The 21,271-nt window shown below is 73.4% G+C and carries 23 protein-coding genes; 13 read left to right on the top strand and 10 right to left on the bottom strand.

Annotated features, from left to right (window positions below; genetic code table 11):
* Positions 1 to 2: 2 nt before the first annotated feature.
* Complete coding sequence (locus N4G70_RS06325) at positions 3 to 446, top strand: SRPBCC family protein (protein WP_261711448.1); 444 nt, start codon at positions 3 to 5, stop codon at positions 444 to 446.
* Between the two features lie 47 nt (positions 447 to 493).
* On the opposite strand, the gene N4G70_RS06320 is transcribed toward N4G70_RS06325, so the two are convergent.
* From N4G70_RS06320 to N4G70_RS06310, 3 genes are all read right to left on the bottom strand, one after another.
* Positions 494 to 1,150 carry a DedA family protein gene (locus N4G70_RS06320; protein ID WP_261711447.1) on the bottom strand — a complete coding sequence of 219 codons (657 nt, stop codon included), beginning with the start codon at positions 1,148 to 1,150 and terminating at the stop codon, positions 494 to 496.
* Positions 1,151 to 1,223: 73 nt separating this feature from the next.
* Entirely contained in the window at positions 1,224 to 3,701 is a 2,478-nt protein-coding gene (locus N4G70_RS06315) for a beta-glucosidase (protein WP_261711446.1), read from the bottom strand.
* Positions 3,702 to 3,953: 252 nt separating this feature from the next.
* Complete coding sequence (locus N4G70_RS06310) at positions 3,954 to 4,391, bottom strand: DUF4442 domain-containing protein (RefSeq protein WP_120725462.1); 438 nt, start codon at positions 4,389 to 4,391, stop codon at positions 3,954 to 3,956.
* A gap of 109 nt (positions 4,392 to 4,500) precedes the next feature.
* Here N4G70_RS06310 and N4G70_RS06305 point away from each other — a divergent pair, with 109 nt between their 5' ends.
* Positions 4,501 to 5,532 carry a hypothetical protein gene (locus tag N4G70_RS06305; RefSeq protein ID WP_261711445.1) on the top strand — a complete coding sequence of 344 codons (1,032 nt, stop codon included), beginning with the start codon at positions 4,501 to 4,503 and terminating at the stop codon, positions 5,530 to 5,532.
* A 57-nt stretch (positions 5,533 to 5,589) separates the two neighbouring features.
* Positions 5,590 to 6,888, top strand: a complete 1,299-nt coding sequence (locus N4G70_RS06300) for an MFS transporter (protein ID WP_261711444.1) — start codon at positions 5,590 to 5,592, stop codon at positions 6,886 to 6,888.
* Here N4G70_RS06300 and N4G70_RS06295 read toward each other — a convergent pair.
* The 3 genes from N4G70_RS06295 to N4G70_RS06285 form a co-directional block, all read right to left on the bottom strand.
* On the bottom strand, positions 6,850 to 7,710 hold the full coding sequence (locus N4G70_RS06295; RefSeq protein ID WP_261711443.1) for a spermidine synthase: 861 nt from the start codon (positions 7,708 to 7,710) through the stop codon (positions 6,850 to 6,852). The genes N4G70_RS06300 and N4G70_RS06295 overlap by 39 nt on opposite strands.
* Before the next feature lie 474 nt (positions 7,711 to 8,184).
* A complete protein-coding gene (gene tuf, locus N4G70_RS06290) occupies positions 8,185 to 9,366 on the bottom strand; it encodes an elongation factor Tu (RefSeq protein ID WP_261711442.1) in 1,182 nt (393 codons plus the stop codon).
* A gap of 292 nt (positions 9,367 to 9,658) precedes the next feature.
* Positions 9,659 to 10,357: a DNA alkylation repair protein gene (locus N4G70_RS06285; protein WP_261711441.1), complete on the bottom strand. Its 699-nt coding sequence runs from the start codon at positions 10,355 to 10,357 to the stop codon at positions 9,659 to 9,661.
* 97 nt (positions 10,358 to 10,454) lie between these two features.
* On the opposite strand from N4G70_RS06285, the gene N4G70_RS06280 reads away from it, so the two are divergent.
* A complete protein-coding gene (locus tag N4G70_RS06280) occupies positions 10,455 to 11,159 on the top strand; it encodes a TVP38/TMEM64 family protein (RefSeq protein WP_261711440.1) in 705 nt (234 codons plus the stop codon).
* A gap of 223 nt (positions 11,160 to 11,382) precedes the next feature.
* The gene (locus N4G70_RS06275; protein WP_261711439.1) at positions 11,383 to 12,255 is read left to right on the top strand and encodes an undecaprenyl-diphosphate phosphatase; all 873 of its coding nucleotides are present in this window, start codon (positions 11,383 to 11,385) and stop codon (positions 12,253 to 12,255) included.
* 30 nt (positions 12,256 to 12,285) lie between these two features.
* On the opposite strand, the gene N4G70_RS06270 is transcribed toward N4G70_RS06275, so the two are convergent.
* Positions 12,286 to 12,663: a hypothetical protein gene (locus tag N4G70_RS06270; RefSeq protein ID WP_261711438.1), complete on the bottom strand. Its 378-nt coding sequence runs from the start codon at positions 12,661 to 12,663 to the stop codon at positions 12,286 to 12,288.
* Positions 12,664 to 12,883: 220 nt separating this feature from the next.
* Between N4G70_RS06270 and N4G70_RS06265 the strand changes: the two genes are divergently transcribed.
* From N4G70_RS06265 to N4G70_RS06255, 3 genes are all read left to right on the top strand, one after another.
* Positions 12,884 to 13,060 carry a hypothetical protein gene (locus tag N4G70_RS06265; protein WP_261711437.1) on the top strand — a complete coding sequence of 59 codons (177 nt, stop codon included), beginning with the start codon at positions 12,884 to 12,886 and terminating at the stop codon, positions 13,058 to 13,060.
* Between the two features lie 117 nt (positions 13,061 to 13,177).
* Positions 13,178 to 13,375, top strand: coding sequence for a hypothetical protein (locus N4G70_RS06260; protein ID WP_261711436.1), 198 nt, complete (start codon positions 13,178 to 13,180; stop codon positions 13,373 to 13,375).
* A gap of 51 nt (positions 13,376 to 13,426) precedes the next feature.
* A complete protein-coding gene (locus N4G70_RS06255; protein WP_261711435.1) occupies positions 13,427 to 14,227 on the top strand; it encodes a GNAT family N-acetyltransferase in 801 nt (266 codons plus the stop codon).
* Between the two features lie 24 nt (positions 14,228 to 14,251).
* Here the strand turns inward: N4G70_RS06255 and N4G70_RS06250 are convergent, their stop codons facing one another.
* A complete protein-coding gene (locus N4G70_RS06250) occupies positions 14,252 to 15,037 on the bottom strand; it encodes a crotonase/enoyl-CoA hydratase family protein (protein ID WP_261711434.1) in 786 nt (261 codons plus the stop codon).
* Between the two features lie 83 nt (positions 15,038 to 15,120).
* Between N4G70_RS06250 and N4G70_RS06245 the strand changes: the two genes are divergently transcribed.
* A complete protein-coding gene (locus N4G70_RS06245) occupies positions 15,121 to 15,600 on the top strand; it encodes a nuclear transport factor 2 family protein (protein ID WP_261711433.1) in 480 nt (159 codons plus the stop codon).
* Between the two features lie 112 nt (positions 15,601 to 15,712).
* Positions 15,713 to 17,284: an apolipoprotein N-acyltransferase gene (gene lnt, locus N4G70_RS06240; RefSeq protein ID WP_261711432.1), complete on the top strand. Its 1,572-nt coding sequence runs from the start codon at positions 15,713 to 15,715 to the stop codon at positions 17,282 to 17,284.
* Here lnt and N4G70_RS06235 read toward each other — a convergent pair.
* Both N4G70_RS06235 and N4G70_RS06230 read right to left on the bottom strand, forming a co-directional pair.
* Positions 17,208 to 18,113 carry a Gfo/Idh/MocA family protein gene (locus N4G70_RS06235; protein ID WP_261711431.1) on the bottom strand — a complete coding sequence of 302 codons (906 nt, stop codon included), beginning with the start codon at positions 18,111 to 18,113 and terminating at the stop codon, positions 17,208 to 17,210. The genes lnt and N4G70_RS06235 overlap by 77 nt on opposite strands.
* Complete coding sequence (locus N4G70_RS06230; protein WP_261711430.1) at positions 18,110 to 19,348, bottom strand: FAD-dependent oxidoreductase; 1,239 nt, start codon at positions 19,346 to 19,348, stop codon at positions 18,110 to 18,112. Before N4G70_RS06230 ends, N4G70_RS06235 begins: the two co-directional genes overlap by 4 nt.
* A gap of 77 nt (positions 19,349 to 19,425) precedes the next feature.
* On the opposite strand from N4G70_RS06230, the gene N4G70_RS06225 reads away from it, so the two are divergent.
* The 3 genes from N4G70_RS06225 to N4G70_RS06215 all read left to right on the top strand — a co-directional run bounded on the left by N4G70_RS06225 (position 19,426) and on the right by N4G70_RS06215 (position 21,214).
* Entirely contained in the window at positions 19,426 to 20,046 is a 621-nt protein-coding gene (locus N4G70_RS06225; protein ID WP_261711429.1) for a TetR/AcrR family transcriptional regulator, read from the top strand.
* A 39-nt stretch (positions 20,047 to 20,085) separates the two neighbouring features.
* On the top strand, positions 20,086 to 20,622 hold the full coding sequence (locus N4G70_RS06220; protein ID WP_261711428.1) for a DinB family protein: 537 nt from the start codon (positions 20,086 to 20,088) through the stop codon (positions 20,620 to 20,622).
* 130 nt (positions 20,623 to 20,752) lie between these two features.
* The gene (locus tag N4G70_RS06215) at positions 20,753 to 21,214 is read left to right on the top strand and encodes a hypothetical protein (RefSeq protein ID WP_261711427.1); all 462 of its coding nucleotides are present in this window, start codon (positions 20,753 to 20,755) and stop codon (positions 21,212 to 21,214) included.
* Positions 21,215 to 21,271: the final 57 nt, after the last annotated feature.

Below are 21,271 nucleotides of genomic sequence, written 5' to 3'. Positions count from 1 at the left end.
CGATGGCACTCTTCCGGATCGACCGCCGAACCGAGGTCACCCCCGCCGAGGCGTGGCGGAGGCTCACCGACTGGGAACGGCACGGCGAGGGCGTGCCCTTGACCCGGATCGCCGTGCGCACCCCGCCGCCGGCCGGGCCGGGCACGGTCTTCGTGGCGCGCACCGGGCTCGGCCGCCTTGCCTTCGACGACCCGATGGAGATCACCCGCTGGCGCCCGCCGGCCGAGGGCCGCCCGGGCGTGTGCCGCCTGGAGAAGCGCGGTCGGGTCATCACCGGCTGGGCCGAGATCGAGGTGGCCACGGCCGGGCCGGGGGCGCTCGTGAGCTGGCGTGAGGAGCTGCGCGTACGTGGACTGCCGCGCGCCCTGGACCCGTTGACGGCGACGGCCGGCCGGTTCGTGTTCGGCCGGGCCCTGACCGTACTGCTGCGGGACCGCGGCACCTGAGGAGCGGCGGGGCGCCGCTCGGGCGCCCGGACCGTGCAGGCGGGAGTTCAGTCCCCGGCCGGGACGTTCTCCGGTGCGGGCTGCGCGGCCTCCGCCTCGGCCATGGACTTCTTCGCCCGGTTCTTGACGACCAGCATCGACGCGACACCGATCAACAGCGCCGCCACCAGGCCCAGATAGGAGAAGTTCTTCAGCCAGGACTCGGCGACGATGCCGAGGTAGTAGATGACGGCCGTCGTCCCGCCCGCCCAGCAGATGCCGCCGAGCACGTTGGCGATGAGGAACTTCCAGTACGGCATGTGCAGAACGCCCGCGAGAGGACCCGCGAAGATGCGGAGCAGCGCGATGAAGCGGCCGAAGAAGACCGCCCACATGCCCCACTTCTGGAAGGACCGTTCCGCCATGGCGACATGGCCTTCGCTGAAGTGCTTGGGGAACTTGCCGCCGAGCCAGGCCAGCAGGGGCCTGCCGCCCTTGCGGCCGATCGCGTAACCGATCGAGTCGCCGATGACCGCTCCGGCCGTGGCGCAGGCGCCGAGGACGACCGGGTTGATGTGGCCCTGTTGGGAGGCGAGCAGTGCCGAGCTGACCAGGACGATCTCGCCGGGGAGCGGGATCCCGAGGCTTTCGACCCCGATGACCAGCGCCACCAGAAGATAGACACTGACGGCGGGGATGTGCTCCAGCCACTCCTGGATGTGCAACGCCGCTTCCCTCCCTCGCCCGGGCCGGAGCCCGGAGTGCGCCCCCCTGGCGCACTCCGGGAAGCCTACCCGGTCACGGTCGGCGGGCCGGAGCCTGCGCCGTGACCGAGCCATGGCCCACCAGGCGCGTCTCGCCCGCCGAGACGCCCACGCTCACCTCGCGCCGTCCGGTGCCGAGGACCCAGGCGTGCCGCTCGGGGTCCCACGAGGACAGCGAGCGGGCGCCGACGCGTACGGTCACCCGGCGGTCGCGGCCGGGCTCCAGTTCCAGGCGGCGGTAGCCGGCCAGGGCCCGGCGGACCTGGTCGAGGCGCAGGTCGGGCGAGGGGCCGACGTAGACCTGCGCGACGGTGACACCGGTGCGGTGTCCGGTGTTGCGGACGGTGAAGGCGACCGCGAGCCCGTCGCCGTCGGGCCGCACGCTCAGGTCCCGGTAGGCGAACGTCGTGTAGGACAGGCCGTGGCCGAAGGGGAAGAGCGGGGTCACGCCCTCGGCGTCGTACCAGCGGTAGCCCAGGCGCAGGCCCTCGGAGTACTCCTCGGTGCCGTCGACTCCGGGATAGCGGCGGGGGTCGCCGGCCGTCGGGTGGCGGTCATCGGAGACCGGGAAGGTTTGGGTGAGCCGGCCGCCGGGGTCGCACTCCCCGAACAGGACGGCGGCGGTCGCGTCGGCGCCTTCCTGGCCCGGGTAGTACATCTGGAGCACGGCGCCGACCCGGCCCAGCCACGGCATGGTGGTGCACGACGAGGTGTTGAGCACCACCGTGGTGCGGGAGTTGGCGGCGGCGACTGCCTCGATCAGCTCATTCTGGTGGCCGGGCAGGGCCAGACGGGTGCGGTCGGCGCCCTCGGTGGCGTCCTCGTACGCGAACAGCACCACGCTGCGGGCCGCGCGTGCGGCGCGGACCGCCGCGGCGACGTCGGCGGCGCGGGTGGCTCCGGTGACGCGGCGCAGCCGGAACAGCTGCCCCCGCTCGCGGCCCTTGGCGGTGATGACGAGCCGGTGCGTTCCGGCGCGGAGGTGGAGGGTGGCGCGGCGGACATCGAGCCCGTCGGGGGCGGTTCCGACGAGGCCGCCGCCGAAGAGTTCGCCGAGGCCGGGGGCGGGCGGGAAGAGCTCGGTGCCGTCGAGCAGCACCTTGGGGCGGTCACCGGAGTAGTGGATGCAGAAGGTCCACTCGTCGTCATCGGCCACGGTGAGCGTGCCGTCGTAGGTCCAGGTGGCGCCGGGGTCGACGTGCTGGCCCTCGAAGTCGGCGCCCGGGGAGGTGCCGGGCAGCGGCTTTCCGTACAGGTCCTCGCCGAGCGTGTGGCAGACGCGTGCACCTTCCCCGGCCCGGGCGCGCAGGGCGTCGAGCGGGCTGCGGGCGTGGTCGGGCACGACATGGGCGCTGCCGCCGCCGCTGACGAACGGGAGGACCGCGGTGGGCCCGATCACCGCGATGTGGCGGGCGTCGGCGCCGGAAAGGGGCAGGGTGGCGTGCCGGTTGTGGAGCAGGGTGGCCCCGGCCCGGGCGACCGCGAGCGCGGTGCGCGCCCCGCGCCGGGCGTCGCGGGCGGGGCGGGCGGGAGCGCTCCCGTCGAGCAGTCCGAAGCGCTCCATGACCGACAGGACGCGGCGCACGGCGCGGTCGACGAGGGCCTCGGGGACGCTTCCGTCGAGCACGGCCGCCTTGAGGGTGTCCGCGAAGTGCACGGCTGCGGGCATCTCCATGTCGAGTCCGGCGGCGAGGGCGCCGAGGCCGTGGGTGGCGAACCAGTCGGTCATCACCCAGCCCTCGAAGCCCCAGTCGGTGCGCAGGACGTCGCTGAGAATTGGCTTGTTCTCGCAGGCGAAGGCTCCGTTGACCTTGTTGTACGCGCCCATCACCGCGCCCACCCCGGCGTCGACCGCCGCCTCGAAGCCGCGGAGTTCGAGTTCGCGCAGGGGCTGTTCGGCGATCCGCGCGTCCAGGGTCAGGCGGCCCTTCTCCTGGTTGTTGAGGGCGAAGTGCTTGACGGTGGCGATGAGTCCCTGGCTCTGGATGCCGTGGATCTCCGCGGCGACCATGTCGGCGCTGAGCAGCGGGTCCTCGGAGAAGGTCTCGAAGTTGCGTCCGGCGTACGGGGTCCTGATCAGGTTGACCATGGGCGACAGGAGTACGTCCTGTCCCAGCGCTCGGCCCTCGCGGCCGATGACCTCGCCGTACTCGCGGGCGAGCGCGGGGTCGAAGGAGGCGGCGAGCATCACGGGGGCGGGCAGGGCGGTGGCGTGCGCGGTGACGCGGACGCCGGCGGGTCCGTCGGCCAGCCTCAGCGGGGGGATCCCGAGCCGGGGCACGCCGGGCAGGTAGCCGGCCTGGCCGAGGCCGTGGGGGTCCTCGGAGCCGTGCAGCAGACCGAGCTTCTCGTCGAGGGTGAGGCGGCCGAGCAGGGCCTCGGTGCGGCGGGACCCGGCGGTGTCGGTGCGCGGGCGGGCGGACGCCGTGAAGTCGCCGGTGGCGGCGGCCACGACGGTGGCGGCGCCGGCCAGCAGCCGCAGCGCCGACCTTCGGGAAACGGTGTCGGACATGGGCCGTCACTCCTTTGTGTGCGGGCACGTCGTGATGGACCGCGGCACAGCAGGCGGCGGGCGGCCGATCGACCTGTGAACGCACTATGCGCCACCAGCGAGTTGACAACCCGTCAGGCGCCACGAGGCGCCGGAAACGTAGGACCGTCCGATAGAAGAGTCAAGGCGGCCGAACGGGGCGGGGCCGGGACATGACGAAGGCGTCCCGGCCGTGGCCGGGACGCCTTGGGGGTCCGTTGTCCGCGCTCCGGATCAGGAGTTGGGGCGCAGGGTCCAGACGACGGTCATCTCGCCGGTCACGGCGCCGTCCGCGCGCTGGATCTCGATGACGACGGGAAACTCGGGACGCTGCCCGGCGTCCAGGTCGGCCACCACGTCGGCGATCGGGCGGCCCAGCGTCGCGGTCGCGGTGACGACGCCCTTGGCCAGCTTCTTGTAGCCGATCTCCGCCTTGACGGCCAGCGGCACGGCGCGGTGCATCTGGTCGCCGAAGGCGGCGATGACGATGGCGCCGCTGGCGGACTCGGCGAGCGTGAACATCGCTCCGGCGTGCGGGCCGCCGAGGTGGTTGTGGTACTCGGCCCGGTCCGGCAGCCGCACCACGGCGCGCTCGGGAGTGGTCTCCAGGAATTCCAGCTCAAGGGTGCGGGCCATGGGAACGGTCGCGGTGAGCATCTCGCCCACGGACATCTGATCAGCGCTCATGGGCCCCGATGTTACCCATGGGTAGCCCTCCTTGGCCATCCCCGCCGGGGGCGGCCGTAGCAGCACCGCGTGCGCACCTCTATGGTTACTGGCCATGTGGCCAGGACAGCAGCCGCCCGGGGGCGAGCAGAACCCGCAGGATCCGAATCAGAACCCGTACCAGCAGCCGGGGTACCAGCAGCCCAATCCCTATCAGCAGCCGGGGCAGCAGCCGCCCGGATACCCGCCGCAGGGGTACCAGACGCCCAACCCGTACCAGCAGCCGACGGTTCCGCAGTACCCGGTGGCCGGTCCGCCCGGGCCGCCGCAGCCGCCGCAGAACAACGACAAGAAGAAGACCACGATCATCGCCATCGTGGCCGCCACCGCCGTGGTCGTGGCCGCCGCCGTGACCGGGGTCATGGTCCTCAAGGACGACGACAAGGGCACCCCCCAGGCGGACGGCAAGGGCTCCAAGTCGCCCTCCGCTCCTGCCTCGGGCTCGTCGACGCCGTCCTCCCCCGCGCCCAACCCGCGCGGCGCCGGCGCCGCGGTCCCGCCGGTGATCGCGGGCTGGAAGGTCGTGGTGAACCCGGCCCGCGGCGACGCCTTCGACGTGCCGCCGGACTGGGAGGTCGACAGCCCCACCATGAGCACGGGCTGGTCCGACAAGGCGGACCCCAACGGGTTCGGCGGCATGATGATGTCCGCTCCCGCCTACCTCAAGTCCAAGTGGTGCACCACCAAGAGCAGCAGCGGCCGCGACGCGAACACCCCGCTGGTCACCGTCGGCACCAAGGGCGCCAACGGCGCGAAGTCCACGGGTGAGGCGGCCGAGCAGGCGGACGACTGGCTGTACTACGCCTACACCCAGCCGGACAAGGACCACATAACGGGCGAGAAGCCGGTCCCCTACACCACCAAGTCCGGCCTTCAGGGCAGCGTGGCGCGCGCCAAGACGACGGGCGTGAAGAAGACGGACAAGTGCTCCACCGAGGGCCAGTCCGTGCTCTTCGGCTTCAAGACCGCCAAGGGCGACCTCGCCGCCTGGAGCCTCATCGCCAACACCGGTGTCCCGGGCGCGGTCGACGAGGACACCATCCAGAAGATCCTCAGCACCATCCGCCTGGTGCCCGCCACCTCCTGACGGCGGCGGGCGGCAAACCGTTTGGCACCGCGGGGTGGCGGCGGCGATAGTCCCAGGGTGACTTCCGCCGCCACCTCTCCGCCCACGCGCCGTCCGTCCTGGGCGGGCCGCAACTACACCCTGCTGACCGCCGCCGCGATCGTGACGAACCTGGGCAGCCAGGGCGCACTGATCGCGGCGGCGTTCGCCGTGCTGAGCTCCGGCGGCGACGCCGGCGACGTGGGGCTGGTGGCCGCGGCGCGCACCGTACCGCTGGTGCTCTTCCTCCTGGTCGGCGGCGCGCTCGCCGACCGGCTGCCCCGGCACAAGGTGATGGTGGCCGCCAACACCCTCAACTTCCTTTCCCAGGGCGCCTTCGCGCTCCTCGTCCTGACCGGTGACCCCCGGCTCTGGCAGATGATGGCGCTCACCGCGCTCGGCGGGGTGGGACAGGCGTTCTTCGGCCCCGCCTCCGAGGGCATGCTGATGTCCGCCGTGAGCGGCGCGGACGCGGGGCGCGCCTTCGCGTTCTACCGGATGGCGATGCACGGCGCGGGCATCGGCGGGGCCGCGCTCGGCGGCGCGCTGATCGCCGCGTTCGGCCCGGGCTGGGTGCTCGCGATCGACGCGGCGGCGTTCGCGGCGGCCGGTGCGCTGCGCGCCTTCCTCGACGTGAGCCACATACCGGCGCGCTCGGCGGGCGGCGGCATGATCTCCGATCTGCGGGAGGGCTGGCGGGAGTTCGTCACGCGCCCCTGGCTGTGGTCGATCGTGGTGCAGTTCGCCGTGGTCAACGCCGTGGTCGCGGCCGCCGAGGCGGTGTACGGGCCGCTGGTGGCCCGCGACGAGTTGGGCGGACCGGGGCCGTGGGGCCTCGCGCTCGCCGCGTTCGGCGCCGGCACGGTCGCCGGGGCCTTTTTGATGATGCGCTGGAAGCCGCGCCGGCTGCTGCTGGCGGGCACCCTGTGCGTGTTTCCGCTGGCGCTGCCGTCGGCCGCGCTCGCGGTGCCGCTGCCGGTGGCCGGCCTCGCCGCGGTCATGCTCCTGACGGGCGTCTCCATCGAGGTCTTCGGGGTCTCCTGGATGACCGCCCTCAACCAGGAGATCCCGGAGGAGAAACTCTCGCGGGTCTCGGCGTACGACTGGCTCGGTTCGATCGCCATGGTCCCCGTGGCGACCGCGCTCGCCGGGCCCGCGCAGAACGCGGTCGGGCGCACCAGCGCGCTGTGGGGCTGCTCGGCGCTGATCGTGCTGCTCACAGCCGCGGTCCTGTGCGTGCCCGACGTACGCCGTCTCACCCGGCGCGGGGAACCGGTGGCCCTGGCCGCGCCCGAGGTCTCAGCCGATGCTGAAGGCGCCCTCGGGAGGCTCGGGTGAGGGCTGTGCGGACGCGTCGTCCACCGGCTGCGCCCGCGCGATGAACCGGCGCAGCGAGTCGCCGTGCTCGACCCGGGCGGGAAAGGCGTCCCCCGCGGTGCGCCGGGCCAGCGCGGCGACGTCCAAGGGGCGCTGGGAAGCGAGCAGCACCGCGTTCCCGAACCGCCGTCCGCGCAGCACCGATGGCTCGGCGATGAGCGCGACCTCCGTGAACACCGCCTGGAATGTGGCGAGTTGGGAGCGGAGGAAGTCGAACGGGGCGCCGTCCGCGAGGTTGGCCGCGTAGACACCGCCGGGCTTGAGGACCCGCTCGGCGGCCCGCGCGTACTCGATCGAGGTGAGGTGCGCCGGCACCCGTGAGCCGCCGAAGACGTCCGCGATCAGCAGGTCCGCCGAGGCGGCGGGGGCGGCCAGCGTCCAGGCCCTGGCGTCCGCCGCGTGCAGCGCCGTCGCGGTGCCGGGAGCCAACGGCAGCTTTTCGCGGACGAGTTGGAGCAGCGCGCGGTCGGCCTCCACGACGTCCTGCCGCGACCCGGGCCGCGTCGCCGCGACATAGCGGGGCAGGGTGAGCGCGCCGCCGCCCAGGTGCAGCACGTCCAGGGGGGCGCCCTCGTCGGCCACGCAGTCCACGACGTGCGCGAGCCTGCGGACGTACTCGAACTCGATGTAGGTGGGGTCGTCCAGGTCGACATAGGACTGCGGGGCGCCGTCCACGGTCAGCAGCCACGCCCGCGCGCGGTCGACATCGGGCAGCAGCTTCGCGGTGCCGCGGTCGACCTCCCGGATGACGGGGATCGGCTCGGAGCGGGCGTTGTCGTTCACGGTCCCATTGTGCGCCCGCCGCCGACGCGGGGGGCGCGGGCCCGGGCCCGCCCCTCACCCCACGCCGATCCTGCGGACCCCGGCCCGCGGAAACCCGTCTTCGGCCGCGGGCCGTGCGGGGCTGGCCGCGCAGTTCCCCGCGCCCCTGAAACCCGCCTTCGTCCGCGGATCGCGGTCCCCTCTCGCGCAGTTCCCCGCGCCCCCAAACCCGTCTTCGGCCGCGGACCGTGCGGGGCTGGTCGCGCAGTTCCCCGCGCCCCCCTAACTACTCGGTGCGGGCCAGCGCAGGCCACCTCCGCCCGCCCGGCGCCTGAGAACGATCCTGCGGACCGTGCGTGGCTGGTCGCGCAGTTCCCCGCGCCCCTTAGCGGTACTGGTGCTGGCCCGCATCGAGGCATTTCAGCCCGTCCGGCGATTGAGGACGAGCGCCCTTAAGGCGCGATACGGGGTCTGGGGCGGAGCCCCGGGGGCCCGTTACAGCAGCGTGCCGACGGTTCCCGCGCCCACCGTGCGGCCGCCCTCCCGGATGGCGAAGCCGAGGCCCGGCTCCAGGGGCGTGTCGCGGCCGAGCTCCACGGTCATGGTGACCGTGTCGCCGGGCCGGGCCACCGCGAGCCCGCCGAGGTCCACGTCTCCGACCACGTCCGCGGTGCGGATGTAGAACTGCGGACGGTAGCCCGTGGCGATCGGCGTGGAGCGGCCCCCCTCGCGCGTGGACAGGACGTACACCTGGGCGGTGAACCTCCGGCTCGGCGTGACGCTGCCGGGCTCGGCGACCACGTGCCCGCGGCGGACCGCGTCGCGTGGCACCCCGCGCAGGAGCAGCGCGACGTTGTCGCCCGCCTGCGCCGAGTCCATGGGCTTGCCGAACGTCTCCAGGCCGATGACGACGGAGTCGAGGTCCGCGCCCAGGACCTGGACCCGGTCGCCGACGCGCACGGTGCCGCGTTCGACGGCCCCGGTGACGACGGTGCCGCGCCCGGTGATGGTGAGCACGTTCTCGACCGGCAGCAGGAACGGCGCGTCCACATAGCGCTCGGGCAGCGGCACATAGGTGTCCACGGCGTCGAGCAGCGCGCCGATCGCCTCGGTCCAACGCGGCTCGCCCGCAAGGGCCTTGAGCCCCGAGACGCGCACGACGGGCACGCCGTCGCCCCCGTAGCCGTGCGCGGAGAGCAGCTCGCGCACCTCCAGCTCGACGAGGTCGGCGAGCACCGCGTCCTCGCCGTCGTCGACGGCGTCCGCCTTGTTGAGCGCGACCACGATGTGGTCGACGCCCACCTGGCGGGCGAGCAGGACGTGTTCGGCCGTCTGCGGCATGATTCCGTCGAGGGCGGAGACCACCAGGATCGCCCCGTCCAGCTGGGCGGCGCCGGTGACCATGTTCTTGACGTAGTCGGCGTGGCCCGGCATGTCGACGTGCGCGTAGTGGCGGGTGTCGGTCTCGTACTCGACGTGCGCGATGTTGATGGTGATGCCGCGGGCGGCCTCCTCCGGGGCCCGGTCGATCCGGTCGAACGGCACGAACGTGCCGGTGCCGCGCTCGGCGAGCACTTTGGTGATGGCGGCGGTCAGGGTGGTCTTGCCGTGGTCGACATGGCCCATGGTGCCGATGTTCAGGTGGGGCTTGGTGCGTACATATGCCGTCTTGGGCATGGCTGAGTGTCCCTCGCGTGGTCGCGGAGCTGAGCTGGGACCCCTGGATCCGGCCGACCCTCCCCGTGCGGGGTCCGCCGGAATATCCGGGAAGGGTCAGCTTCGGGCGCCGCCGAGGGGCGCTGCGGCCGCGTACACGCCGGCCGCGGTGAGGACGGCAGCCTTCAGCGCGCCCGCGACTGCGGACGGCGCTGCGAGGAAGGCGTACCTGGACATGTCGCCGATCATCCCTGGTGGGTGCGGACGCGTCGAATGGTTTTCGCCGGGCGGGAGTTGGCGCGGCCAACCCCCGTCACAGGTTCTTCAGGGCCTCGCGCACGGACAGCGGGGACAGCCGTGCGCCCTCGGCCGCCACGAAGGCGCGGACGGCGCCCGGGTCGCTCTTGGCGTACTCGCGCAGGCTCCAGCCGATGGCCTTGCGGATGAAGAAGTCCGGGTCCGCCGCGCGCCGCAGGCAGAAGTCGAAGAGGCGGTCGGGGTCGGTGCGCTCCTTGTAGGTGAGCTGGTAGAGCAGGGCGGTGCGCGCGAGCCAGAGGTCGTCGTCGTCGATCCAGCGGTCCATCACCGCGGTCAGCTCCTCGTCGGCGGCGACCAGGGGGCCGACGACATGCGCCGCGAGGTGGTCGACGGTGTCCCACCAGGAGGTGGTGACGACGAGGTGCCGGGCGACCGGCAGGAACGCCGACGAGCAGACCGGGACGTATCGGCGCAGGTAGTCCACCGCGAAGTAGTGGTACTCGCGCTCCTGGAGCGCCCAGCACCGCAGCGCCACGGCCGCGCAGTCCGCCTCGGTGGGCTTCGCCAGGCCGTCGAGCACCGTCCGCGACAGCGCGCGGCGCTCGGGGCTGCGGATGCCGAGGAAGGGCGCGACGCCCTTCATGTACGCGTCCATCTCACCGGCCCGGTGCGGGTCCCCGCCGCCGGGATAGATCCGCACCAGGCGGGCGAGCACCTCGTCGGCGAGCGGGCTGTGGGGTGCGCGAGGGGTCATGGAGCCCACCGTACGCACGGCGGGCGGACGGGGTGGAGGACTTCGCGCGGGACTTCGCTTACGGCGGGCGAGGCCCTTTGTCGGTTACTCTCCCCGGATGTTCGAGCCCGCTGCCCGGTCCACGTCCGGTCTCGCCGCACGCTGTGGGAGAGCACTGCTCTCGCCGTGGTCGAGACTGACGCTGCTCGTGGTGGTGCTCGCGGCCGCGGGGAGTGCCGTGCTGGTGCTCCAGCCGCAGCGGCTGCTCGCCGACGGCCGGCTGCCCGAACTGGGCGGCGCCGGTGCGGTGGCCCTGTTCGCGCTGGCGTACGGGCTGTGCGCCGCGGCGTTCGTGCCGCGCCCGATCCTCAACCTGGCGGCCGGGGCCCTCTTCGCCACCTCGGCCGGGTTCGTGTCGTCGCTGGGGGGCACGGTCCTGGGCGCGGGCATCGCGTTCGGTCTCGGCCGGGTGCTGGGCCAGGACGCGCTGCGGCCGCTGGTGCGCGGACGCTGGCTGACGGCCGCGGACGGCCAGCTGTCGCGGCACGGATTCCGCTCGATGATGGTGATCCGGTTGTTCCCCGGGGTGCCGTTCGCCGCCGCCAACTACTGCGCGGCGGTCTCCCGCATGGGGTGGGCACCGTTCCTCCTGGCGACGGGGCTCGGTTCGGTCCCCAACACCCTCGCCTACGTCGTCGCGGGCGGCAGCGCCTCGTCGCCGACCTCGCCCCCCTTTCTGATCGCCATGGGCTTCATCGTCCTGAGCGGCGCCGCCGCCGCGACGGTGGCCTGGCGCAAGCGGCAGGGGCTGCGCAAGCGGTAGCGGCGGCCGGTCCCATCCCGCCCCCGCCCGCCGGTGCGGGATGGGACCGGCGCGCTGCCCGCAGGCCTCGCGGCGTCAACCGTCCGTTAACCCGGGCTCGTTACCGTGCCCCTCGATCCGCGCGAGATCACCGGGGGGGCCCGCGGCCGCCCCGGCGTTCCGGCGGGTCCTCGGCGTGCCCAACGGCCGTGACCCCGACCCCCCTTGGATGGCGCAGCACCCCATGTCTTGGTTCGAATCGTTCATACTCGGGCTCGTCCAGGGTCTTACGGAGTTCCTGCCGATCTCCTCCAGCGCTCATCTGCGGCTGACGGCCGCCTTCGCGGGGTGGCAGGATCCCGGGCCGGCGTTCACCGCGATCACCCAGATCGGCACCGAGACGGCCGTCCTGATCTACTTCCGCTCCGACATCGCGCGGATCGTCTCGGCCTGGTTCCGCTCGCTCACCGACCGCTCGCTGCGCGCCGACCACGACGCGCGGATGGGCTGGCTGGTCATCGTCGGTTCGATCCCGATCGGGGTGCTCGGCATCGTCCTCAAGCACCAGATCGACACCTCGTTCCGCGATCTGCGGGTGATCGCCACCACCCTGATCGCGATGGGCGTCGTGCTCGGCATCGCCGACCGCCTGGCGGCGCGTGACGAGTCGGGCGGCCGCCACCGGGCCGCCCGAGAACGCAAGTCGCTGCGCGAACTCGGCACCAAGGACGGCCTGATCTACGGCATCTGCCAGGCCATGGCGCTCATCCCGGGTGTCTCCCGCTCCGGCGCCACCATCAGCGGCGGCCTGCTGATGGGCTACACCCGCGAGGCCGCGGCCCGTTACTCCTTCCTGCTCGCCGTTCCGGCCGTCCTCGCGTCGGGGGTCTTCGAGCTGAAGGACGCGGGCGGCCCGGGGCAGGCCCCCCTGCTGCCCACCCTGGTGGCCGCGGTCATCGCCTTCGCGGTGGGATACGCGGTCATCGCGTGGTTCATGACGTTCATCACGACCAAGAGCTTCATGCCGTTCGTCATCTACCGCGTCCTGCTGGGCATCGCCCTGTTCGTCCTCATTGCCGCCGGCACCCTCGCCCCGGACGCGGGTGGCGGCCTCTGACCCGGCCCGGCGGTGCCGCAGTCGAGGCGCTCAGCCCTGCGGCGCCTGCGGCCCGTCCCCCTTGGCCTCCTCCGCGCGCAGCGCCAGATCCCGCAACACATCGGCCGACGACATGTCCGGCTCCCCGGAGTCGTGGACCTGGGCCAGGGCCAGGAACGCCAGGCTGAAGGCGGCCACGAGCTGCCGGATGGCCCCGCCGACCTCCCTCGCCACCAGGGTGGCCATCTCCTGCGGCGTCGCGTCGGCCGGGATCCGGATGTGCGGCATCGTCTCGTTGAGCAGTGCGGTCACGATGCCGATCTCCGTGTCCCGGGGCCCTTGTTCGCCGTCCTCCTCGATGCGGCGGCGGTAGTCCCCGGCCTCGGTGAGAATGCCGATCACTCGTTTGAGAACCTCGCTCTGCTCCATTGCGCGAGGATAGGCGGCGGGGCCTGTCCTCGTGCGGGACAACGCCTCGGTGGCGGCGGACAGTTGGCGCGGGCGCGGCGCGGCGTGTCCGGTTCTCGCCGTCCGGTTCTCGCTCCCCGGCCGCTGTGTACCGGTCGCCTCACGCCCCTCAACTGCTCCATGTTGGCTGAGAGTTCCTACTCCGTGGCGGTGGGTCACCTCGTGGCCGTAGGCTTGCCCCATGCCCCCGACTTACGACTGCCGTTCCCTTCGCCCTGCCGACGTGGTGAACGCGGACATCCGCTCGCTGTGGGAGCAGTCCGACGGCCGCCTCTCGCCCGACGAGGAGGAGCGCTACCACTGGCTCCTCGTCGAATGGGCCGCCGCGGTACGCGTCGACACCGCCCAGGCAGCGTGACGTACGCCGCTCCAAAACCCCCCACGGCTGTGACCTTGACCACCCCGCACCGCTCCCACCTGCACTTCGACGGAGCGGGCGGGGCCGAGTGTCCGAGCGGACCCGTAGCCTGGTCGCATGTCTTCCTCCTCCGAGCGTCCCGGCCCCGCGCCGTCCGACGCGGATGCCGCCAACGACGCCATCCGTGCGCTCGTCGACGGCGCGGACGGACAGTGGCCCGCCGAGGAGTACGAGCGGCTGCTCGCCGACTGGGCCGCGGCGGTCGGTGAGACGACCCCGCTCCCCGCGGGAGCCGTCTCGAAGCCGCGGGCCTGAGCCGCCCCCAATTCGGTTGCCGGGCCCCGCGCCCACTGGTGAAGTGGCCCGATGCACACCGACGCGCCGGCCGGCGCCCCCGATGACGAATTGCTCGCGGTCTTCGACCGGCAGATGCGCCGGCACGCCCAGCCGGACGGCCCGGGCGCCACGGTCGAGCGGTCCGGCGGCGTAGTACGGCAGGTGGGGCCCGCCCCCGTGTGGAACGGGATCCTCTGGTCCGACCTGACCGCGTCGGGCGCGGACGCCGAAATCGCCGCGCAGGTACGCCACTTCGCCTCGCTGGGCAGCGAGTTCGAGTGGAAGCTGTACGCCCACGACCGCCCCGCCGACCTCGGGCGGCGCCTGGCTGCGGCCGGGTTCGAGGCCGAGCCCGAGGAGACCGTGATGGTCGCCCGGGTCGCCGACCTCCCCCTCGACGTCGAGCCCCCGGCCGGTATCACCCTGCGCCCGGTGACCGACGAGGCCGGAGTGGCCCTCATGAACCGCGTCCACGACGGTGCCTTCGGCCGGCCGTCGGCCGCCCTGGGCGAGCGCCTGCTCGCCCAGTTCGCCGAGGTTCCCGACACCGTCACGGCGGTCGTGGCCATGGCGGGGGAGGTCCCGGTGAGCGCTGCCCGCATGGATGCCCACCCCGGTACCGAGTTCGCCAGTCTGTGGGGCGGCGGCACCCTGCCCGAGTGGCGCGGCCGGGGCATCTACCGCGCCCTGATCGCGTATCGCACCCGCATCGCCGCCGAGCGCGGCTACCGCTACCTCCAGGTCGACGCCTCGGACCGGAGCCGCCCCATCCTGCGGCGCCTCGGCTTCACCCCGCTCACGCTGACGACGCCCTACATCCGCCGGCCGTAGCGCACGGCCCCAACGGACCTTGTTTCAGGGGGAGTTGTCGAAGGCTCCGTGCCGGCCCGCCCCCGCCGTGAACCGGGCGGCGCCCTCGGCCGCCTCGCCCAGCGCGTGGGCGCCGTGGCGCACCTCGTTGAGCAGCGCCTCGGACTCCCCGAGGCCCTCCTGTTCGAGCAGCGACATCCGGTCGTGGCGCAGACACGTCTGCGGGAAGGCGGCGATCTCCGCGGCCAGGCGCTCGGCCCGGGTGCGCGCGGTGCCGGGCGGCACGATCCGGTCGGTTAGACCGATGGCGTGCGCCTCGGCCGCGTCCACCGGCCGGCCCGTCAGGACGAGGTCCATGGCGCGGCCGGCCCCGATCAGCCGGGGCAGGCGTACCGTCCCGCCGTCGATCAACGGCACGCCCCAGCGCCGGCAGAACACCCCGAACACGGCGTCCTCCTCCATCACCCGCAGATCGCACCAGAGCGCGAGTTCGAGGCCGCCCGCCACCGCGTGGCCGGCCACGGCCGCGATCACCGGCTTGGAGAGCCGCAGCCGGGTCGGGCCCATCGGCCCGTCGCCGTCCTCGGTCACCGTGTTGCCGCGTTCGGTGCCGATCGCCTTGAGGTCGGCGCCCGCGCAGAACGTGCCGCCCTCGCCCCAGAGCACCGCGACCGCCGCCCGCTCGTCCGCCTCGAAGGCACGGAAGGCGTCGGCGAGCGCCCGGGCGGTGGGGCCGTCCACCGCGTTGCGCGCCCCGGGACGCGACAGGATCACCGTGGTGACCGGGCCGTCGTGTTCGCTGCGTACCGCGGGAGTCGTCTCGTCCGTCATGGCGCCAGCGGTAGCACGAAGCGTCAACGGGCCACAAGCGACGGGCTCTTGGCGTTCGGGTCCCACTGGCGGAGACTGAGCCGATGACACAGCGCGTGGATCTCGGAACCCTCCTCGACCGCTTGGCCATCGACGAACTCATCACCGGATACGCGGCGGCCGTCGACGACGGGGACTGGACCGCCTACCGCGCCCTGTTCACCGCCGACGGGCGCGCGGACTACGGCGCCGCGGGCGGCATCGAGGGCTCGGTCGAGGAGGTGGCCCAGTGGCTCGCGGAGACCATGCGGCTCTTCCCGGTCCGCCAGCACCTCATCGCCAACCGGCTGCTCGCCCTCCAGGACCTCGGTGGTTACCCGGGCGACCGCGCCGAGCTGCGCGCCGACTACCTCAACCCGATGTGCTTCGGCGCAGACGGCGGCGGGACCCCGTCGGCGCCCGACTTCGAATCCGGTGGGCGCTACGCGTTCTCGCTGATCCGTACCGAGGCCGGGTGGCGGCTCGGCTCGGTGACCGTGCACGAGAAGTGGCGGCGGATGTCGGGGGCGCTCGCCGGGAACTGAGGGGCGGACGGGGCGCGCCGGGCGCGGGGCCGTCTGTCCGCGACGCCGCCTCTCCCGCACACTGGCAGTGCGGGAAGCCAACTGATCACGGGGGTGGGCAAGGAGGCGCGGTATGCGGATCCCGGTCGGCCGTCACGGTCCACGCCTGAGCTCCGCCTGGTGGCGCGGCGCGGCCGCGCTGCTCGCGGGGGCGCTGCCCGCGCTCGCCTTCCCGGCGCCGGCGCTGTGGTGGCTCGCCTATGGGGCGCTGGTGCCGTTGCTGCTGCTCGTGCGCTCGGCGGGCAGCGCCCGGCGGGCCGCGCTCGACGGCTGGCTCGGCGGCACGGGTTTCATGCTGGCGGTGCACCACTGGCTGCTGCCGAGCCTGAGCGTCTTCATCGTGGTCCTGGCCGGGCTTCTCGGGCTGTTGTGGGCGCCGTGGGGCGTCCTGGTGCGCTCTGCCATGGGGGGCCGTCCCTCCGTGCCGCGTGCGCTGGCCGCGGTCGCGGTGGTGCCGTCGGGCTGGCTGGTGGTGGAGCTCTGCCGGTCGTGGCAGGGGCTGGGCGGGCCGTGGGGGTTGCTCGGCGCGAGCCAGTGGGAGGTGCCCTTCGCGCTGCGACTGGCGTCGGTGGGCGGGGTGTGGCTGGTGAGCCTGCTCGTGGTGGCGGTGAACACCGCCGTCGCCCTCCTGGTGGTGCTGCGCCCCGCTCGTCTCGCCATGGTGTCCGCGCTCGTGGTGTGCGCCCTGGCGGCTGGGGGCGTCTGGATGTGGGCTCCGCACATGAAGGGGGACGGCCGGATCAGGGTCGCCGTGGTGCAGCCGGGCGTGATCGAGAACGGTGACGCTCGGTTCGCCCGCGGTGAGGTGCTGACCCGCGCCCTCGCGGGGCAGCACGTGGACCTCGTCGTATGGGGCGAGAGCAGCGTCGGGCAGGACCTGGCGGCCAGGCCGGATCTGGCGGCGCGGATCGCGAAACTCTCCACGGAGGTCGGCGCGGACGTCCTGGTGAACGTGGACGCGCGCAGGTCCGACAAGCCCGGCATCTTCAAGAGCTCGGTCCTCGTGGGCCCCCACGGCCCCACCGGGCAGCGCTACGACAAGATGCGGCTCGTGCCGTTCGGCGAGTACATCCCGGCGCGTTCGCTGCTCGGCTGGGCGACCTCGGTCGGCAAGGCGGCCGACGAGGACCGCCGGCGCGGCACCACTCCGGTGGTGATGACGCTGCCGGACGGGGCGCGGCTGGGTCCCCTGGTGTGCTTCGAGTCGGCGTTCCCCGACATGAGCCGTCATCTGGTGCGCGGTGGCGCTCAGTTGCTCATCGCGCAGTCCTCGACCTCGTCGTTCCAGGACACCTGGGCGCCCGCCCAGCACGCCTCGCTGGCCGCGCTGCGCGCCGCCGAGACGGGCCGCCCGATGGTGCATGCCACCCTGACCGGCATCAGCGCCGCCTACGGTCCCGACGGCGCCCGGATCGGAGCGTGGCTGCCCACCTCGGCCAGTACCTCCGCGGTGTACGACGTCCCGCTGGCGACCGGCACCACGCCCTATGTGCGCCTGGGCGACTGGGCGGTGCACGCGGCGCTGGTCGCGCTCGGCGCCTATGGCGCGGCCGAGGGCGCGCGGGCGCTCAGGAAGCCTGCTCCAGGGCTTCCCGCACCACCCTCTCGCACAGCTCGTGAGTCGCCAGCGCGTCCTGTGCGCTGAGCGTCTTTCCGGCCCGTACGGCGTCGAGGAAGGAGAGGACGGACTGCTCGATGCCGCGCTGACGGGCCACGGGCACCCAGTCGCCGCGGCGGCGCACCGACGGCTGGCCCTTGTGGTCGACGACCTCGGCCAGATTCAGGACCTGGCGCTTGGTGTCCTGGCCCGAGACCTCCAGGATCTCCTCGGTGGACCCGTTCATCCGGTTCATGGTGCCGATCGCGGTGAAGCCGTCGCCCGAGAGCTGAAGGACGACGTGCTCCATCAGACCCCCGCGGACCCGGGCGCGCACGACGGTGTGCTCGATCGGGCCGGGCGCCAGGAAGCGCAGCGTGTCCACGACGTGGATGAAGTCGTCGAGCACCAGGGTGCGCGGGTCCTCGGGCAGGCCGACGCGGTTCTTCTGCATCAGGATCAGCTCGCGCGGGTGGTCGGCGCACTGGGCGTAGCCGGGCGCGAGGCGCCGGTTGAAGCCGACGGCGAGGCCGACGCCGCGCTCCTCGGCGAGCGCCACCAGCCGCTCGGACTCGGCCAGTTCATACGCCAGCGGCTTGTCGACATAGGTCGGGACGCCCGCTTCGAGCAGCCGGGTCACGATCTCGGGGTGCACCGCGGTCGGCGCGTGGACGAACGCCGCGTCGAGCCCCTGGGCGAGCAGCGAGTCGAGGCCGGTGTGGCACTGCGCGGCCGGTATGCGGTGGGCCGCGGCCACCGCGGCGAGCGTGGCGGGGGTACGGGTCTGAAGATGCAGCTCCGTGCCCGCGAGCGTGGTCAGAACCGGCAGATAGGCCTTCTGCGCGATGTCCCCGAGCCCGATGCATCCGACCTTCACGGGGTTCTCCTGTCGCCGAGCGGTGTTGAGCCTTCTTCCCTGGTCAGCATACGTGCGGCGGGGGGCTGCCAGGTGGCGGTGGCGGCGAAGGAGCGCAGCAGGAGACCGGGGGCCAGTGCCGAGAGGGCACCGATCAGGGTGTCGCGCACCGCGATGCCGAGCGGGTTGCGCAGCATGTTGAGCCGCGCGGTGCGGTCCGCCGTGCGCACCAGGCCCATGGTGCGCGGCAGCCGCTCGGCGCTGTAGCGGGCGAGGCCGGTGGCGAGGTCGCCTGCCGGGTCGGCGTGGTGGGCCAGGACGATGGCGTCCTCGATGGCCTGGTTGCCGCCCTGGCCGAGGGTGGGGGCCATGGCGTGTGCGGCGTCGCCGACGAGAGCGACCCGGCCGCGGTGGTAGGCGGGCAGCGCTTCCAGGATGTGGTGCACGTCGTTGCGCAGCGCCGGGCCCTCGCCCACGGCGTCGAGGATCGCCGGGATGGGGTCGTGCCAGGTGCCGAACAGCCTGCGTAGTTCGGCCTGTTCACTGTCGGGGGCGTGTCCGTTCCGAGGAGCCCTGGCCGCCGCGTACGCGTAGATCCGGCCGTCCTTCAGGGGCTGGGTGCCCCAGATCCGGCCGGGCCCCCAGGTCTCGTGCGGGGCGAAGGGCCGGCCCGGGTCCGGCACCACGACGCGCCAGGTGGTGAATCCGGAGTACGTCGCGCCGGGGTGGGCGGGGAAGAGCGCCGTGCGCAGCGCGGAGTGGATGCCGTCGGCACCGACGACGAGCTCCGCCTCGATGTCACCGTCGGCGGTGCGGACCACGGCGGGGCGGTCGGCGGCGCCGGGGTCGAGGAGTTCGGCCGCGGATCCGGTGTGCACAGTCCCCTCCGCGAGCGCCCCGGCCAGTGTCGCGGTCAGCGTCGCCCGGTGCAGCAGGACGATCGGGTCGCCGAAGGCCTCGATGGCGGCCTCGGGGTCGGTCCGGGAGAGCCAGCGGCCGCTCGGGGTGCGCAGGCCTCCCTCGCCCTGCCAGGCGGCGAGCGCCCTGATCCGGTCACCGAGGCCGATGACGTCGAGGGCCCGCAGGCCGTTGGGGGCGAGCGCGATGCCCGCGCCGACCGGCTTCAGCTCCTCGGCCCGCTCCAGGACGGTGACCCGCCAGCCGCGCCGGGTCAGGGCCGCCGCGGCGGTGAGCCCGCCGATGCCCCCGCCGACGACCACCGCGCGCCGTCCCTCGCTGTCCCTGTGTCCACTCATGATGCCCCCTGTCGACTACATCTGTAGTACCGAGGACGACGTTACTACATCTGTAGTGCGAGGGGTAGATTGAGGCCATGCCCGCGCACACTCCCGGCACCTCGCGTGCCGATCTCATCGCCGACTCCGCGCTCGCCCTGCTCACCGAACGGGGCATGCGGGGACTGACCCACCGCGCCGTCGACGAGCGGGCCGGGCTGCCGCAGGGCTCGACCTCCAACCAGGCGCGAACCCGTCAGGCGCTGCTCGAAGCGGCGGTCCGGCGCCAGGCCGAACGCGAGGCCAAGGTGCTCGTCCCGGCGGAGATGCCGGTACCGGGCAGCGACCTCGACGAGCTCGCCGGGGCGCTGGCCCTCGCCCTGCACCGCTATCTCACCGGCCCCCGCGAACTGCTCGTGTCCCGTTACGAGTTGGCGCTGGAGGCCACCCGGCGGCCCGAGCTGCGGGCGTACTACGACGCGGCCGGGCGACAGTTCAGGGCCCCTCTGGTGCGGCTCATGCGGGCCGCCGGATCGAGTGCGCCCGAGCGCCACGCCCTGTCGCTGATCTCGTTCAGCGAGGGCCTGATGTTCTCCTGCGCGGCCGGTTCGTACCACGCGGAGGTTCCGTCCCTTGCGGAGATCCGCCGGAGCTTCGCCGAGCTGCTGAGCGGCATGCTGACCGGACCCGGGATCGGACCCGGACCCGGGCGCCGATAACCGTTGGCCAAGGCCGCGGGCACGAGTCAGGATGACCCCATGACGACCCCCGAGGCACCCGTGACCGAGCCCACCGAGCGCAATGAACCCGCACTGGACGCCGGGGAGCGGGCCATGCTCGACGGCTGGCTGGAATACCACCGCGAGACGCTCGTCTGGAAGTGTTCCGGCCTCTCCGACGAGCAGCTCAAGCGGGCCGCCGTCCCGAGCTCCGAGCTCACCCTGCTCGGACTGCTGCGCCATCTCGCCGAGGTCGAACGCTGGTGGTTCGTCACGGTGTTCGCGGGCGGGACGGACGAAGGCGTCTACGGGACCGACGAGGACCCCGACGGCGACTTCCACTTCGGCCCCGAGGACACCCACGCCGAGGCGCTCGCCACCTGGCGCGGTGAGGTCGCCGCCGCACGGGACATAGCGGCCGCACACGTCCTCGACGACCTCAGCGCGGGCACCGCACGGGGCGGGCAGCACTTCAACCTGCGCTGGATCTACACCCACATGATCGAGGAGTACGCCCGCCACAACGGCCACGCAGATCTGCTCCGCGAGGCGATCGACGGCGCGACGGGAGCCTGACCCGGGGCGGCCCGCACGGAGGCCGGCCCCTGGGCCCGGGCCGTCGCGCGCGTCGACCCCTTTCACTCGTGCGGGCCATCACGGGCCCGCACGGGCACCCAACCGCCTTACGCGGCCGCAGAGTTGAGGGATGCACCGCACCCCGAACACCCTCCGGCTCCTGGCGGCCGTGACGGCGCTGAGCCTGTCCGGATGCCTCGTGGGCTGTGTCTCCGTCGAGGCGGACCGCGCCCCCGCCCCGCCGTCCGGGCCGCCCGCCGTCCCTCGGCCGCAGGCCACCGCGAGGATCGCCCAGGCCCCGGCCCGCGAGGCCCTGGAGACCGTCATGCCCCCCGACGCCGCCTCCTCCCCGCCGACCGCTGCCGCGCCCGCCCCCGAGGAGCCCGCCCGCCCGGATCCGCCCCGTCGCGGACGTCGTCCCGGCGCCGAGCGCACCGGAGGCCGCCCCGCCGCACCCAGGACGAAGCGGCATCCCCGAACCGCCCCCGCGCCGGCCGCCCCGGCCGGTATCTGCGCGCTCGGCCAGGCCTACGGCGGCTGGCGCGACGACAGCCCACAGGCACGCATCTGCCGTGAGACGTACGGCAGTTGACGGCCTGTCATGTCGGGAGCTGCGACGCCCTGGCACGAGATACCCGCACCGCGCCCG

It is taken from the genome of Streptomyces sp. ASQP_92, from assembly GCF_025399895.1.
GTDB lineage: Bacteria > Actinomycetota > Actinomycetes > Streptomycetales > Streptomycetaceae > Streptomyces.
This window is presented reverse-complemented; position numbering and strand designations above follow the sequence as displayed.

Excerpts from the sequence above, each read along its gene's own strand:
- tuf (WP_261711442.1), bottom strand. The coding sequence starts at position 9,366 with ATGCCCAAGACGGCATATGTACGCACCAAGCCCCACCTGAACATCGGC.
- N4G70_RS06265 (WP_261711437.1), top strand. The coding sequence starts at position 12,884 with ATGCCCCCGACTTACGACTGCCGTTCCCTTCGCCCTGCCGACGTGGTG.
- N4G70_RS06270 (WP_261711438.1), bottom strand. The coding sequence starts at position 12,663 with ATGGAGCAGAGCGAGGTTCTCAAACGAGTGATCGGCATTCTCACCGAG.
- N4G70_RS06275 (WP_261711439.1), top strand. The coding sequence starts at position 11,383 with ATGTCTTGGTTCGAATCGTTCATACTCGGGCTCGTCCAGGGTCTTACG.
- N4G70_RS06305 (WP_261711445.1), top strand. The coding sequence starts at position 4,501 with ATGTGGCCAGGACAGCAGCCGCCCGGGGGCGAGCAGAACCCGCAGGAT.
- N4G70_RS06310 (WP_120725462.1), bottom strand. The coding sequence starts at position 4,391 with ATGTCCGTGGGCGAGATGCTCACCGCGACCGTTCCCATGGCCCGCACC.
- N4G70_RS06280 (WP_261711440.1), top strand. The coding sequence starts at position 10,455 with ATGTTCGAGCCCGCTGCCCGGTCCACGTCCGGTCTCGCCGCACGCTGT.
- N4G70_RS06230 (WP_261711430.1), bottom strand. The coding sequence starts at position 19,348 with ATGAGTGGACACAGGGACAGCGAGGGACGGCGCGCGGTGGTCGTCGGC.
- N4G70_RS06315 (WP_261711446.1), bottom strand. The coding sequence starts at position 3,701 with ATGTCCGACACCGTTTCCCGAAGGTCGGCGCTGCGGCTGCTGGCCGGC.
- N4G70_RS06245 (WP_261711433.1), top strand. The coding sequence starts at position 15,121 with ATGACACAGCGCGTGGATCTCGGAACCCTCCTCGACCGCTTGGCCATC.
- lnt (WP_261711432.1), top strand. The coding sequence starts at position 15,713 with ATGCGGATCCCGGTCGGCCGTCACGGTCCACGCCTGAGCTCCGCCTGG.
- N4G70_RS06250 (WP_261711434.1), bottom strand. The coding sequence starts at position 15,037 with ATGACGGACGAGACGACTCCCGCGGTACGCAGCGAACACGACGGCCCG.
- N4G70_RS06225 (WP_261711429.1), top strand. The coding sequence starts at position 19,426 with ATGCCCGCGCACACTCCCGGCACCTCGCGTGCCGATCTCATCGCCGAC.
- N4G70_RS06325 (WP_261711448.1), top strand. The coding sequence starts at position 3 with ATGGCACTCTTCCGGATCGACCGCCGAACCGAGGTCACCCCCGCCGAG.
- N4G70_RS06215 (WP_261711427.1), top strand. The coding sequence starts at position 20,753 with ATGCACCGCACCCCGAACACCCTCCGGCTCCTGGCGGCCGTGACGGCG.
- N4G70_RS06260 (WP_261711436.1), top strand. The coding sequence starts at position 13,178 with ATGTCTTCCTCCTCCGAGCGTCCCGGCCCCGCGCCGTCCGACGCGGAT.
- N4G70_RS06255 (WP_261711435.1), top strand. The coding sequence starts at position 13,427 with ATGCACACCGACGCGCCGGCCGGCGCCCCCGATGACGAATTGCTCGCG.
- N4G70_RS06285 (WP_261711441.1), bottom strand. The coding sequence starts at position 10,357 with ATGACCCCTCGCGCACCCCACAGCCCGCTCGCCGACGAGGTGCTCGCC.
- N4G70_RS06220 (WP_261711428.1), top strand. The coding sequence starts at position 20,086 with ATGACGACCCCCGAGGCACCCGTGACCGAGCCCACCGAGCGCAATGAA.